This window comes from Paraglaciecola aestuariivivens, from assembly GCF_052983255.1.
Map to the genome: position 1 here is coordinate 125,659 of NZ_JBRKBA010000006.1, position 15,168 is coordinate 140,826.

Genomic DNA, 15,168 nt, shown 5'->3' on the forward strand with positions numbered 1-15,168 from the left:
TATGCCAATATATGTCTGCTTTTAGTAACAGTTTTACGTGAGCTTGGGCAATTTCACTTGGTTTAGTTAAATTGAGCGCAAAGCCCCAGCTTTATTAGGCGTTCTAGCCAAAAACACCTAGTTTTTACTGTATGCAAATGGCTACAGCTTGCTGTTACTAAAGGTTAATCCAAAAAAAGCCCAGCGAAATAAGCTGGGCAAATAGGGAGAGTTTTTTTGGTTTTAACGCAATAAAATTAAATTAAACACTTTCAACTATGGCTTTCATGTCTGTCATGTAACCACGTAATTTAGCGCCTATGGTTTCTACACCATGTTCACGAATGGCGCGGTTTACCTCAACTAAGGTTTTGTTATCTACGCTATTCGAATCGGTTTTATAGGCTTTGCCTATCAGGTCTGTGCTGACTTGCGGCATAAATTTCTCTGCTAACAAAGGAATGGCAGCATTAGCAAATAAATAGTTTCCGTATTCTGCCGTATCTGAAATCACCACATTCATTTCGTATAAGCGTTTACGCGCAATAGTATTAGAAATTAACGGGGTTTCATGTAGTGATTCATAATAAGCTGACTCAGGTAAAATGCCTGCTTCAACCATTACATCAAAGGCTAGCTCAACACCTGACTTAATCATGGCGACTAAAAATACGCCGTGATCAAAGAATTCTTGTTCGTCGATTTCGCCGTCATAAGCTGGGGCATTTTCGAAGCCGGTTTGACCGGTTTCTTCACGCCACTTCAACAGGTTGGCATCGCCATTTGCCCAGTCTTCCATCATAGTGCGAGAAAACTCACCGCTGATAATGTCGTCTTGGTGTTTGCCAAATAAAGGGCGTAACAAGTCGGTTAATTGTTCAGAAAGCGCAAAGGCTTTGATTTTGGCTGGGTTAGAAAGCCTGTCCATCATATTGGTGACACCACCAATTTTTAGGGCTTCGGTAATGGTTTCTAAGCCTTCTTGGATTAGCTTGCCTGCGTAGCCTGGATCTATGCCATCAGCCACCATTTTTTCGTAACCTAATACCGCAGCAACTTGTTGCATGCCACATAAAATGGTTTGTTCACCCATAAGGTCTGATTTAACTTCGGCCACAAAAGAAGACTCTAACACCCCTGCTCTATCACCACCTGTAGCAGAAGCTAAGGCTTTGGCAATATCCCAGCCCTTGTTTTCTGGGTCGTTTTCGGGGTGTACAGCGATCAAAGTAGGGACACCAAAACCACGTTTATATTCTTCGCGAACTTCTGTGCCTGGACACTTTGGCGCGCACATTACTACTGTAATGTCTTGGCGAATTTGCTGACCTTCTTCAACAATATTAAAGCCGTGGGAGTAACCTAAGGTGGCGCCTTTTTTCATAAGCGGCATCACGGCTTCTACTACACTGGCGTGTTGTTTATCTGGGGTTAAGTTGTAAACCAAATCGGCACTAGGGATCAGCTCTTGATAAGTGCCGACTGTGAAGCCATTGCTGCTAGCTCGCTGAAAAGAATCACGTTTTTCATCTATGGCGGCTTGGCGTAAGGCATAACTCACATCCAACCCAGAGTCACGCATATTTAAGCCTTGGTTAAGACCTTGTGCGCCACATCCCACTATTACAATTTTTTTACCTTTAAGGTAGTCACAGCCAGATGAAAACTCATCTCGTTGCATAAAACGGCAGCGACCTAATTGGTCTAACTGCTGACGTAAACTAAGGGTATTAAAGTAATTAGCCATGAAGAAAGTACTCTTAAGTTTTCTTGCTGAATTTACAGCTAAGATTGAGGTTAAAAATTAAGTGAACTAAGCATAGAGCGAAAAGAGTGTTGTTTAAAATGATATGTTTGCAATACTATGTTTCATTATTTGCAACAATGAAGTTTAACTTGGGGGCCTATGGACATTCGTAGCCTAGAATTATTTCAACACTTAGCCAGCAGTTTACATTTTAATAAAACCGCTGAGTCTATGTTTGTTAGTCCATCGACTTTAAGCCGTGCAATTCAAAGGCTAGAGCAAGAGTGTGGAGCCATGTTATTTGTACGAGATAACCGTAAAGTTAAACTTACTGCTTCTGGGGCCAAGTTATTGAGTTTTGCTCAGCACACCCTTACTGAGTGGAAAAAAGTAAAATGGGAGTTAAACGAACAAGATCAACAATTAATGGGTGAGTTAAGTTTGTTTTGTTCTGTGACTGCCAGTCAAAGTCATTTACCTAGGTTACTCGACAGCTTTCGTCATGCTTATCCGCAAGTAGAAATTAAGCTAACCACTGGTGATCCTGCTTGGTCTGTGAGTAAAGTTATGCAACAAGAGGTGGATGCCGCTATTGCTATTCATACTCCAGATTTTCCAGCTGAGTTAAGCTTTTTGCCTTTAGACCGTATTCCGTTATTACTGATTGCGCCTAAAAGCACTATGTATACCCGCTTAGAGCAAGTGGACTGGCGCAATCATGGGGTAATTTTACCAGAGTCTGGACCATCAAAACGTATAGTGCATCATTGGTTTGCTGAGCAAGGGCTGCGGCCAAAAGTTTATGCCAAAGTGGCGGGTAACGAAGCCATAGTGAGCATGGTGGCCTTAGGCTGTGGTTTAGGCATAGTACCAGAAGTGGTGTTAGATCACTCTGCTATAGGGCAAAAAGTAAATCGTATTCACTTAGATGACATTGAGCCTTATCAACTGGGTTTATGTTGTTTACGTAAACGCGCCGACGAACCTAGTATTCATGCTTTATTTAATTGTTAGCTGTTATCGGGTTAATTGCGCTAACAGCCGATCAAAAGCACGATAATTAAGCGCTTCGGCTAAATGTTGGCGGCTTATCTTGGCGCTCTGGGTGAGGTCGGCAATAGTGCGAGACACTTTTAATACCCTGTGATAAGTGCGCAAAGACAGCTCAAGTTTGTCTACCGCCTGATGTAAAAACGTCTGATCGGCTGGGGCTAGCTGGCAAACTTTTTCGACCTCTTTGCTACTGAGTTGGGCGTTAACTTTGCCGCTGCGGTTAAGTTGCAGCTGATAAGCTTGAATGACTCTTTGGCGCACCTCTTGACTGGTTTGCCCGCGACTTTTGACCTGCTCAGAAAAATCATTATTAGGTAATTTAGGCACATCCACTTGTAAGTCTATGCGATCTAAAAAGGGGCCTGAGATACGATTTAAATAACGTAAAATTTGATCTGGACTACTGCGCCCATCTTGAATACTGCCCGTTGGGCTGGGGTTCATAGCAGCGACCAATTGAAACCTAGCGGGAAATTGCGCTTGTCGGGCGGCGCGCGAAATACTTACTGTGCCTGATTCAAGGGGCTCACGTAAAACATCTAGTACTTTTCGATCAAATTCAGGTAGTTCATCTAAAAACAACACTCCATTGTGTGCCAATGAAATTTCCCCCGGACGAGGAATGCTGCCACCGCCTACTAATGCCACAGCCGAGCTGGTGTGGTGTGGATGGCGAAATGCTCGATGTTTCCAAGTGGCTGGGTTAACGGCTTTACCTACAATAGAGTGGATCGCCGCTGAGGCTAGGGCTTCATCGTCTGTCATAGGGGGTAAAATGGTGATCAAACGACTGGCCAGCATAGTTTTGCCCGTGCCAGGAGGACCAGTAAAAAGTAAATTATGCCCCCCTGCTGCGGCAATTTCTAAGGCACGTTTGCCTGCCGCTTGGCCTACTACATCTTGTAAGTCTTGCGCATATTCAAGGCCTTGTTCTGGTTGTTCGATTGAATAAAAATTTAATGGCATTTGCCCACTAATATGATGGTAAACCTCTAAAAGTTGACTTGCAGGCAGTAACTTTGCCTGTTTAATTAACGAGGCTTCAGCGGCATTGGCGCTGGGCAAAATAGCGGTGTGCTTGGCTTGGTGGCAGGCGTAGGCAAAAGGTAAGGCACCAGTAATGCTACGAATTTCTCCGGTTAAGGCTAATTCTCCGACTAATTCAAGATTGCTTAATAGAGCTTGGTCTAGCTGTTGGCTAGCCGCAATAATGCCTATTGCAATGGCTAAATCAAAACGCCCACCATCTTTGGGTAATTCGGCTGGCGCTAGATTGATGGTAATACGTTTGGCTGGAAACTCGAATCCTGAATTAATTAAGGCGCTGCGTACTCTATCTTTGGCCTCGCGAACCGATGCTTCGGGCAAGCCCACTAGGTTAAAACAAGGCAAACCATTGGCTAAATGGACTTCTACTGAAATTAGTGGCGCGTCTATACCAATTGAGGCCCGCGATAACACTACGGCTAAAGACATGCTGCAACTCCTTTTGCATGGATTTAAATCTTAAGGCTAGCCAAAAGTCGCTAAATTGCGAGTTAATCGTCTGTGATGGCATCGTGTGGGTTAAATACTGGTAAGTGCCAATGCCATTTCATGGCGCCTAATCGACAGGCCAAAGTCACAGTAAACCCTATGAGCATGCAGCTGACAACTGGCCAATTAAAGTACACGCCTAGTACATAACAGGCGCCACCTAAAATACATGTGGTGGCATACAGCTCACCTTTTAACACTAAGGGAATTTCTCGGCAGATCACATCTCGAATTAAGCCGCCAAACACCCCAGTCATAGTACCTAAGGCGATGGCAATTAAAGGTGAGGCTCCATAGGTTAGGGCCTTTTGTAGACCCATCACATTAAAAAAAGCTAAACCAATGGCATCGGCAAATAATAAATATCGCAGTGGAAAGGTGGTTTTATGCCTAAGCCAAATAATAGTGCCTAAGGCCGCTAACATAATCACATAAAAAAAGCTGGGATCTTGCACCCAAAACACCGGCAAATCTAAAATCATGTCTCTTAAGGTGCCACCCCCAATGGCGGTGACTGACGCTAGCACCACCACCCCAAAACCATCCATGTGTTTTTTATAGGCCATTAATGTTCCAGCAATAGCAAAGACCGCTACGCCTGCTAAATCTACCCAATGTAACCAAGAAGCCATTTTTAATTCCTGAAGTTTTTAATTTTGCCAAGCCATTCAGCAGTAGCTTTAATATATAACCCGCTAAAATGGCATATAGCAATGCTTGATATGGTGAATACCATCATGCTATTTCTAAAAACACTGAACACAACCCTTCATTCCTAAGCGGATGATCTATGCTTTGCCAATCTGTGCTTTTTCAGACAAGGGTGTATGTCATTGAATTTAATAGCGAGTAAATAACATGCCAAAATTACGATCTGCCACCACCACTCAAGGACGAAACATGGCCGGTGCCCGCGCTCTTTGGCGCGCGACAGGCATGAAAGATGGCGACTTTGGTAAGCCCATTATTGCAGTATCTAACTCTTTTACCCAATTTGTACCTGGGCATGTGCACTTAAAAGACATGGGCCAGTTAGTGGCGCGTAGCATAGAAGCAGCGGGCGGTGTGGCCAAAGAATTTAATACCATAGCGGTAGATGATGGTATAGCTATGGGTCACAGTGGCATGTTGTACAGTTTGCCCTCGCGAGAAATTATTGCAGATTCGGTGGAGTACATGGTTAATGCCCACTGTGCCGATGCCATAGTGTGTATATCAAACTGCGATAAAATTACCCCAGGCATGTTAATGGCCTCAATGCGCCTAAATATTCCGGTTATTTTTGTCTCGGGCGGGCCAATGGAAGCAGGTAAAACCAAACTATCAGATCAATTGATTAAGCTAGATTTAGTTGATGCTATGGTAGCTGGGGTAGATGACAATGTTAGTGACGAACAAAGCGAGCAAGTAGAACGTTCAGCTTGCCCCACTTGTGGTTCATGTTCTGGTATGTTTACCGCCAATTCTATGAACTGTTTAACTGAAGCATTAGGTTTGTCATTACCTGGTAACGGCTCAATGTTGGCCACCCACGCTGATCGCGAAAACTTATTTAAACAAGCGGGCAGCCAAATTGTCGAATTATGCCGTCGTTATTATCAGCAAGACGATGAGTCTGTATTACCCCGTAACATTGCTAATTTTAAAGCCTTTGAAAATGCCATGAGTTTAGATATCGCCATGGGTGGTTCGACTAATACTATTTTGCATTTATTAGCCGCAGCGGTTGAAGGCGAGATCCCTTTTACCTTGGCCGATATCGACAGGCTTTCGCGTAAAGTTCCGCACTTGTGCAAAGTCGCGCCAGCTACACCTAAATACCATATGGAAGATGTACACAGAGCGGGCGGGGTAATAGGCATTTTAGCCGAGCTAAATCGTGCTGGTTTATTACACCCAGATTCACCCCATGTATTAGGTGAAACTATAGGCAAGGTGATCGATGAATGGGACATTGCCAAAGGTGATAATCCTCAAGCCTTAGAGTTTTATAAAGCTGGGCCTGCGGGTATCCGTACTACCCAAGCCTTTAGCCAAAATTGTCGCTGGCCTAGTGCAGATACAGATAGAGAAAATGGCTGTATTCGTAATCGTCAACATGCCTTTAGTGAAGAAGGTGGGTTAGCCGTATTATTTGGCAATATTGCCGAAAATGGCTGTATAGTCAAAACCGCAGGGGTAGATGAATCTATTCATACCTTTACCGGCAGAGCGCGTATTTTTGAAAGCCAAGATGCAGCTGTAGAGGCGATTTTGTCTGACCAAATAATAGCCGGCGATGTGGTTGTGATCCGCTATGAGGGACCTAAAGGAGGCCCTGGTATGCAAGAAATGCTATACCCCACTACCTACTTAAAAGCCAAAGGGTTAGGCAAGTCTTGTGCATTGATCACTGATGGGCGTTTTTCGGGCGGCACCTCTGGTTTATCTATTGGCCACTGTGCGCCAGAAGCCGCCAGTGGCGGTGGCATTGCCTTAGTGCAAGAAGGAGACAGTATTAGTATTGATATTCCTAAGCGCAAAATTGGGGTAGATATTTCTGATGAAGAATTAGAGCAACGCCGTGCGGCCATGCAGGCCAGCGCTAATCCGTGGAAGCCGCAAAATAGACAAAGAAAAGTGTCTTTAGCCCTTAAAGCTTATGCCCTTTTAGCTACCAGTGCCGACAAAGGGGGAGTGCGCAATGCTTCTATGTTGGAGGATTAAATGCCACTGAGCGCTAACCATTATTTAAAACGTATTTTATTATCACCAGTTTATGATGTGGCAGTGAATTCTGATCTGCAAAAACTGGATAAACTGTCGGCCAGCTTAGGTAACGACATTTGGCTAAAACGTGAAGATCAGCAGCCGGTTAAATCGTTCAAGCTTAGAGGTGCCTACAATAAATTATGCCAACTTAGTGAAGCTCAGTTAGCCAAAGGTGTGGTGGCCGCCTCTGCCGGAAACCATGCTCAAGGTGTGGCTTACTCAGCACGTAAAAAGGGTATTCATGCCACTATAGTGATGCCAGCTACTGCGCCAGATATTAAAGTCGAAGCGGTACGTAACTTTGGCGGCGATAATGTCACTGTGGTATTGCACGGCACAAGTTTTGATGAAGCCAAAGATGAGTCATTGCGCTTGGCTAAAACCCAAGGCTTAACGGTAGTTGCGCCTTTTGATGATGAAGATGTAATAGCCGGACAAGGTACTATTGCTCGCGAGCTACTAGAGCAAAATCCGCATTTAGATACCTTATTTATTGCCGTAGGTGGCGGTGGACTGATTGCTGGGATAGCGGTGTTTTTAAAACAATTAAAGCCCGATTTAACTATCATTGCCGTGGAATCAGATGAATCTGCTTGCCTACAGGCCGCCATGCAAGCGGGTAAACCTGTGCCGCTTGATCATGTTGGCATTTTTGCTGACGGGGTAGCGGTGAAAATAATAGGTGAAGAACCTTTTAGATTGTGTCAGCAATACGTTGATCAGGTGATGACGGTTAACACCGATGAAATTTGCGCCGCCATTAAAGATATTTTTGATGATACCCGTGTGATTGCTGAGCCTGCAGGGGCTTTGTCAGTTGCGGCCATGCGCAAATATTTAAAACAAAATCCGGTTAAAGGTAAAAAGTTTGGTGGCATTTTATGTGGAGCCAATATTAATTTTCACACCCTTAGGTATGTGTCTGAGCGTTGTGAATTAGCCGAACAAAAAGAAGCTGTATTGGCGGTAAGAATTCCCGAACGTAAAGGAGCATTTAGACAGTTTTGTGGATTATTAGGTGGCCGAGCTATCACCGAATTTAATTACCGTTATTCGAGCAATCAAGAAGCCCATATTTTTGTTGGCATAAAGTTAGCGAATGGCCAAGTAGAGCTGCAACAATTGAGTGAAACTTTGGCCGCTCAGGGCTACCAAAGCTTTGACCTATCAGAAAATGAACTGGCTAAATTGCATGTAAGATACATGGTTGGCGGGCGTCCCCCCACTTTATTAAATGAAAAATTGTTGTCTTTTGAATTTCCAGAATACCCAGGTGCCTTGAAAAAGTTCTTAGATACTTTGGGCGAAAGGTGGAATATCACTTTATTCCATTATCGAAATCATGGGGCCGCTGATGGCTTGGTTTTGGCTGGATTTGAAATTTCTGATGCAGACCAAGCAGAATTTGCCCAACACTTAGATGATTTAGGGTATCTTTACCAAGAGCAGACTGACAACCTTGCGTATAAATTCTTTTTAGCAGATGCAAATGGATCCTTAGATTAAGTGACAAAAATGCAAGACATCGTAGACCGTATAGCAGCCAAAATGGCGGCTACACAGGATAAAGGTGAAGTAGCCAGTTATATTCCTTCTTTAGCTGCGGTTGATCCTAAGCAGTTTGCTATGAGTGTGGCTCTGCCAGATGGCAGCATTTATAGCGCAGGCTGTGCGCAAACCTTGTTTTCTATTCAAAGTATTTCAAAAGTATTTACCCTAACCTTAGCTTTAGGCAAGTTAGGGGAGTTAGTCTGGAACCGCGTGGGCCGTGAACCTTCTGGTGACCCCTTTAATTCCATAGTACAACTCGAACATGAATTAGGTAAACCGCGTAACCCCTTTGTTAACGCTGGTGCCATAGCCATAGCCGATGCCATTTTGCAGAAACACCAACCCAAAGAAACCCTGGCCGAAATTCTACAATTTATGCGCTTTTTGGCGGATGACGACAGTATTGCCATAGATAAAAAAGTGGCCTTGTCTGAGCAAAAAACTGGCGATAGAAATGCCTCTTTGGCGCATTTTATGGCGTCTTTTGGGCATTTTGAAAACCCGGTAAATGCGGTGCTTGGCACCTATTTTCATCATTGCTCTATAGCCATGAACACTATTCAACTCGCTAAAGCCGGCCTGTTTTTAGCTAACGATGGCGTCAATCCTGTAACAGGCTATCGTGTGGTGTCGGCAAAAAGAGCAAGGCGTATTAATAGTTTGATGATGTTATGCGGCCATTATGACGGTTCTGGAGAATTTGCTTTTAGAGTAGGCTTACCCGGCAAAAGTGGCGTGGGAGGCGGTATTTTAGCCATAGCACCAGGTAAAGCCTCAATAGCTGTATGGTCACCTGGCTTAGATGTTATTGGTAACAGCAAGTTAGGCACAGAAGCCTTAGAGTTATTAACCCATGAAACCGGTTGGTCGGTATTTGGGCATTAAATCAGTGCAGATTATTTTTGACCCGTCCTAGTCGTTATTATGCTGGTTACAGTATCCACATAGAAAAAACCTTATTCACACTCACATCTAAAATTTAATTAATTTTATATTTTACCTGCCGAACGATTATTTATAAGGTATTGTTTTCAATATCTTTATTGATAATTAAGAGGTCTTATGAAGTTTATTTTCCTAGCTATAATTTCTGTTGTTTGTTCGACTATGAGTTTGGCAGGCGAAAAATTAGGTAAAAGAGAAGTCTTATTGGATAACACTGATGTGGAGGTGGTGCGTTTAACTTATCCAGTGGGCGCCGAGTCAGGCATGCATAGCCATATTCACCCCAATCGGGTTGTATACTTTGTTAAAGGTGGCGTTTTAGAGTTAGTGCCGCAAGATCCAACCCAGCCATCAAATGTGTTGAAGGTAACTGACGGAGAAACCTTATATTTACCAGCAACCACCCATAATGTTAAAAATATTGGTGAAACTGAAATAATCATTGTTGAGACTGAAATTAAGCGTAGTTGACAGCTGCTACTTTAGATCCTGGCCCAGACTCTCCAGATGCGCAATACGGTTTGGCCTATAGATATGATGTAAATGGTGATATTAAAGCTGCCTTAGCCCAAGCTAATAAAGCATTAGAGGTACTTGATGAAAGCCATGATTATTATGACTTTTTTGTTAAGGCTCAGGAAAAATTGAGTTTAAAGGCGGCTAAACAAATTAATTAGATGGCCCTTAAAGTAAAGAACCCATTAGTTTTAAAAAAATAAAATCTTTCGGCTTGCTTTTGTTGAGTGTATCAGTGATTTGACATAACCTAAGTGGTTATAAAATATACAATAATAAGCAGTTATGTCGGCTGCTTTTGCTGGGAGCCTTCCACCCATGTCCTTTTTCAGGGAATTGAAACGCCGTAACGTTTTTCGTGTGGCAACCGCCTATTTAATTGGTGCTTGGTTAGTTATACAAGTTCTGGCGACTATCGGCCCCTATGTGGGCATGCCAGCATGGCTGATGCCCGTTATTCTGGTGCTATTAGCCTTGGGATTTGGCTTAACTTGTCTTTTAAGCTGGATATATGACATTACACCGAGCGGCGCTATTGTTCGCACTCAGCAAGATAATGGGCAATCATCTCCCCCCGAACAAACTATCGCCTTAAATGCCAATAACAGAAAATTTGATCGCGCTATTATTGCCTTACTTGTAGCTGCATTGGTTTGGTTGTTGGTTGATAAATTCTGGATAACCACAACCACAACCACAACCACAACCACATCAAGCCCAACCAGTGCCATCGAACAAGCCCTCATCAAAACCGACGAATTAGATAGTAAGCCGTCTATTGCGGTGCTGCCCTTTGCCAACATGAGCAATGATCCCGAGCAAGAATATTTCTCAGATGGTTTGGCGGAAGAGTTGTTAAATGGTCTGGCTCGAATTAACCACTTGAAAGTCGCTGCGCGTACCAGTTCGTTTTTTTTCAAAGGAAAAAATATCGATATCCGCGACATAGCTCAGCAATTAAATGTAGCCCATATATTGGAAGGCAGCGTGCGCAAATTTGGCACGCAAATTAGAGTAACGGTGCAATTAATTGAGGCCAAAACCGGTTATCACTTGTGGTCAGGCACCTATGATTTTGAGATTACCGATCTGTTTAAAATTCAGGACCAAGTGTCTGCTGCTGTCATTGAACAACTACAAGTTACCCTGTTGGATGGTGAGTTGAGGGAAGTACAACAAACCGGTACGCGCAATATCGAGGCTTACGATGCCTATTTGCTGGGGCGTTTTCATTTGCGTAGCCGCTCTTCTTCGGGCATGAATAAGGCAGTGGCGTTTTTTAGACGATCTCTGGAAGCTGATTCCAATAACGAATTGGCCCACTCAGGTTTAGCCGACGCTTATTTGCTGTTATGGTCCTATGGCAAAATCACCCATCAAGAATACCTTGAGCAAGTTGCGCCATTAATGGGCCGTTTTCCTCACCCTAAGACGGCAGAAATGCTCACCTCCAAAGGTGCATATTTAGCGGCGCTGGACAACATAGACGCGGCGATCGCCACCTATTTGCAGGCAATAGAGCTGAACCCCAATTATGTGCTTCCCTATAACTGGTTACACAGTCATTTCTCGGACGTGGGACAGGATAACAAAGCAGATGAGTATTTGGCACGCGCATTGGAACTGGACCCCATGTCTTCGATACTCTTGTCCAATTTAGGCCTTCGCCAAATTGACGCAGGGGAACTTGAAAAAGCCGAACAAACTTATTTACGGATTTTCAAGACAACTCCAGGCTCACCCAAGGCCGCCGAAAAATTATTAAATCTTTATCAGAGCAAGGGCGAGTGGTCCAAAGCTTGGGCATTGACACAACGTACCGACCTAGAGCCCGATTATGAGTGGTCGCTGCGTAAAATATTTTTTTGGATGATGCTGGGCGAATTTTATCAAGCCGAACAGGAAGCAAGCAGGTTAATGCAAGTTGAGCCCAACCAGCTAAACCAGCGAATATTAATGGTATATCAGGTGTCAGCATGGCGAGCTGGCTTAATACCTAAACAAATCCCGTTGGATACTTTGCAGCGCAATACAAGCGAGTTTAACAATGCTTACGCTCCACTCGACGCCATACTGTTTGGGTGGTTATTAGACGAACAAGACACCGCTCGAAAGCTGGCCTTAGAAAATTACACTCCGCTCCTCGAATCAGAGCCTAAAATAGCTAATGCTGAGCAGCAATGGGCCATGATGATGCTTTTAAACATAACAAAAGTGGACAATCCATCGGCAAGGGCTTGGCGAACTCACTTGCTGGAATATTTCCAACCGAGATTAAAGCGCGCCTCTTGGCAGTCATCATATTGGTCATTAGCGCTAACTTGCCTTGAATCACCATTGCAGGCCAGTGAAGACGCCATGCAGACCTTGAAGAAAAAACTGCAGAAGGGGATCCCATCCAGTTTCAGACTGTTCCCCTACAGCCCATTATTCACCTGTTACCGCGCCCATCCGGACATTGACGAGGTCATGGCCATGGTTGATAAAAAAGTCTCTGAGATTCGTGCTCAGATTGGTTTGGAGCCTCTATCTAGGCCACCTACAGTAGGTAGGCAGTGAGCGCATGCGGCTTAGAGTCATTCTTTAATAAACACGGGTTAACCTTAATTAATACAAATGAGTTAATATCCATTCTTAAGGTTTTATATCTGCTGCAAGCGCTGTGCTATTTCTGGTGAAATCAAACTTATCACTTGGGTTTTAAGGGTTTCGCTTTTGTCTGTATGGCGCAACTGTCCGTCGTCACAAGTGTTGATTAAATCATTTTCTTTTAATGCGTTAATAAAACTCGCCAGTACATTTTTATCAAAAAACTCTGGTGAACTTATGCCGTGTAAACTGGCTAGACGCTGGGCAAATTGTTGGCTTTTTTTCTCTAACTGCGAACGGCTGATCAGCTTATGATTAGATAACAGGGTTAGTACCACTGCATAACGGTGCAAGGTTTCTTGCACACTGCGATTGAGTAGCCACACCGAATAAAATCCTGCACTGGTTGGTGCTGGTGGCAGTATGTGTTGATTTTCTTCTGCCAATAACCCCATGTCGAGCATAGTGTCTAAAAGCCTTGTAATGTAATGGCTAGCTTGCTCTGTATCCATATGCATAAAGAGTTCGCGTTTTAATAGCGGGTAAAGCTTGGCCATCAATTCTATTATTTGGGTTTTATTTAAGTGTTGATTCACAAACACTATGGCGGCAATTAAGCCGGGCAAGGCAAATAGGTGCAATATATTGTTGCGATAGTAGGTTAAGGCCACCGCATTTTGATCTTTTAACGAAATGATTTTGCCAAAACTGTCTTCGGTGACGCTAAAACGATTGAGCTTTAAGGTGTTGGCCAAAATATCTTTAGCTGATTGACTAGGTAAAGTTGTACAAGGGCTGTAGGGCGTTTTTTGCATTAAGTCCAAAAAGTGTTCAATGGCTTGTTCTAGTTCACTTTCGGTCATGGCGTGCTTTTTGGCCGAGAGTAAAAAGGTAGCGCATAGCGCCATGCCATTTATGGCGGCACTTTGGTTTATGCGACTCATTACCTCAGTGGCTAAGCTGTTTACCACTGGTGTGAGCCATTGTGGTTTTTTATCTGCCCCTTGGTTTGGTTCTTCACGCCAACTGGGCTGGTTTTGGTCTAAAAAGTTTGTGAGGTTAATAGGGTCACCAAAGTTCAGGTAGCCATAACCATAATTTTTAAGCTTTTTAATGGCCGAGAATATTTGAAAAAACGACTCTTTTTTCTTACTGGTGCCTTTTAACTCTTTCAGGTAACTGGATACTTCCATGACATGTTCGTAGCCAATATACACTGGCACTATGCTAACAGGGCGGTTTACCCCTTTTAATAAGGCTTGCACAGTCATGGCTAACATTCCGGTTTTAGGCGGTAATAAGCGCCCGGTTCTGCTGCGTCCACCTTCAGGAAAGTACTTTACCGAATAACCTTTGTTAAATAGTAATTCTAGGTACTCTCTAAATACCGCTGTGTAGAGTTTATTGCCTGCAAAGCTGCGTCTTAAATAAAAGGCGCCACCCTTACGTAAAATACCACCTATGGGAGGGAAATTTAAGTTGATACCCGCAGCTATATGCGGGGTAACTAAGCCTTCGTGGTATATCACATAGGTCAATAATAAATAATCCATATGACTGCGATGACAAGGTACATAGATTATTTCATGGCCGTTTTGCGCCAGTGCTCTGACTTTTTCAGCGTGGCGTACTTCAATGCCGTTATAAATTTTATTCCACACTTTGGTTAAAATCTTTTCTCCCAGCCTGATTAGCCCTGGGCGATAGTCGGCTGCAATTTCGTCTACGTATTTTTTGGCGAGCTGTTTAGCTTGGTGTGGGCTTAGGTGTTTCTCTTTGGCCTCTTCACTAATTTGTGCGCGCACCGATTCTGAACCCAACACGCCATTGTATAATTGGTGACGACCTAAAATTTGTGGACCAGTTAAGTTTTGTTGGCGGCGATAAAAATGGGTGCCTGCCACGCGAATTAATTTATGGGCTAAGTCGTGATCACTGCCTTTTAGTTCCAGCATTTTTTTCGAGGATACCGCCTTGCTGTAACACACAAAGTTGTCGCGACCTAAAAACAAAACGATAAAAAACTTGCGTAACCAACTTGGTGACATTTGATTGGCAATTACATCTGACCAACCCGAAATACTTTTGCTTGGGGTACGTCCCCATAAAATGGTGACTGGCACGAGTTGCACGTCTAGATCAGGGTTTTCTCTGTGCAAACTAAATAGGCGTTCGGCATCATCATAAATAGAGGTGCTGGTTCTAGCACGATTAAACACTGAGCGAGGTTTTTGTAAAAACAAACAAGCTGGATGACTTTGCTGAGCTAGCTCAATTTTTTGCGTAGGTTTGGGTAAACCTAATTGAGCGGTAGACATTTTTAATGCTAGTTGATCGGTAACAGAGCGAGTGCGCAACAAATAAATAATAGGTTTAGATTTATCGATACCTAACTCGGTCACTAAGTCGCTAGGAATACTATTCACTTTAACTAGCCATTTCACTGGCACAGTGACTATTGTTAACAGCAATTTATGCAGCCACAACATATAGATTTTTGC

At 43.6% G+C, this 15,168-nt stretch carries 11 protein-coding genes; 7 read left to right on the forward strand and 4 right to left on the reverse strand.

Features of this window, described 5'->3' with window-relative positions:
* Positions 1-241 precede the first annotated feature (241 nt).
* A complete protein-coding gene (gene ilvC / locus ACVCDT_RS10765) occupies positions 242-1,726 on the reverse strand; it encodes a ketol-acid reductoisomerase (protein ID WP_447132780.1) in 1,485 nt (494 codons plus the stop codon).
* Positions 1,727-1,885: 159 nt separating this feature from the next.
* On the opposite strand from ilvC, the gene ilvY reads away from it, so the two are divergent.
* Positions 1,886-2,740 (forward strand): HTH-type transcriptional activator IlvY, encoded by an 855-nt coding sequence (ilvY, locus tag ACVCDT_RS10770; protein WP_447132781.1) that lies wholly within the window; start codon positions 1,886-1,888, stop codon positions 2,738-2,740.
* Positions 2,741-2,743: 3 nt separating this feature from the next.
* On the opposite strand, the gene ACVCDT_RS10775 is transcribed toward ilvY, so the two are convergent.
* Together ACVCDT_RS10775 and ACVCDT_RS10780 are read right to left on the reverse strand one after the other, a co-directional pair.
* Positions 2,744-4,255, reverse strand: coding sequence for a YifB family Mg chelatase-like AAA ATPase (locus ACVCDT_RS10775; protein ID WP_447132782.1), 1,512 nt, complete (start codon positions 4,253-4,255; stop codon positions 2,744-2,746).
* A gap of 62 nt (positions 4,256-4,317) precedes the next feature.
* On the reverse strand, positions 4,318-4,947 hold the full coding sequence (locus tag ACVCDT_RS10780; RefSeq protein ID WP_447132783.1) for a trimeric intracellular cation channel family protein: 630 nt from the start codon (positions 4,945-4,947) through the stop codon (positions 4,318-4,320).
* Between the two features lie 226 nt (positions 4,948-5,173).
* On the opposite strand from ACVCDT_RS10780, the gene ilvD reads away from it, so the two are divergent.
* The 6 genes from ilvD to ACVCDT_RS10810 all read left to right on the forward strand — a co-directional run bounded on the left by ilvD (position 5,174) and on the right by ACVCDT_RS10810 (position 12,637).
* A complete protein-coding gene (gene ilvD / locus ACVCDT_RS10785) occupies positions 5,174-7,021 on the forward strand; it encodes a dihydroxy-acid dehydratase (protein ID WP_447132784.1) in 1,848 nt (615 codons plus the stop codon).
* Positions 7,022-8,572 carry a threonine ammonia-lyase, biosynthetic gene (gene ilvA, locus ACVCDT_RS10790; protein WP_447132785.1) on the forward strand — a complete coding sequence of 517 codons (1,551 nt, stop codon included), beginning with the start codon at positions 7,022-7,024 and terminating at the stop codon, positions 8,570-8,572.
* A gap of 9 nt (positions 8,573-8,581) precedes the next feature.
* The gene (locus ACVCDT_RS10795; RefSeq protein WP_447132786.1) at positions 8,582-9,502 is read left to right on the forward strand and encodes a glutaminase; all 921 of its coding nucleotides are present in this window, start codon (positions 8,582-8,584) and stop codon (positions 9,500-9,502) included.
* Between the two features lie 177 nt (positions 9,503-9,679).
* Complete coding sequence (locus ACVCDT_RS10800; RefSeq protein ID WP_447132787.1) at positions 9,680-10,033, forward strand: cupin domain-containing protein; 354 nt, start codon at positions 9,680-9,682, stop codon at positions 10,031-10,033.
* The gene (locus tag ACVCDT_RS10805) at positions 10,030-10,239 is read left to right on the forward strand and encodes a hypothetical protein (protein WP_447132788.1); all 210 of its coding nucleotides are present in this window, start codon (positions 10,030-10,032) and stop codon (positions 10,237-10,239) included. The genes ACVCDT_RS10800 and ACVCDT_RS10805 overlap by 4 nt, the downstream gene beginning before the upstream one ends.
* Positions 10,240-10,363: 124 nt before the next feature.
* Positions 10,364-12,637, forward strand: coding sequence for a hypothetical protein (locus ACVCDT_RS10810; RefSeq protein ID WP_447132789.1), 2,274 nt, complete (start codon positions 10,364-10,366; stop codon positions 12,635-12,637).
* Positions 12,638-12,720: 83 nt separating this feature from the next.
* On the opposite strand, the gene plsB is transcribed toward ACVCDT_RS10810, so the two are convergent.
* The gene (plsB, locus tag ACVCDT_RS10815; RefSeq protein WP_447132790.1) at positions 12,721-15,156 is read right to left on the reverse strand and encodes a glycerol-3-phosphate 1-O-acyltransferase PlsB; all 2,436 of its coding nucleotides are present in this window, start codon (positions 15,154-15,156) and stop codon (positions 12,721-12,723) included.
* Between the last annotated feature and the right edge of the window lie 12 nt (positions 15,157-15,168).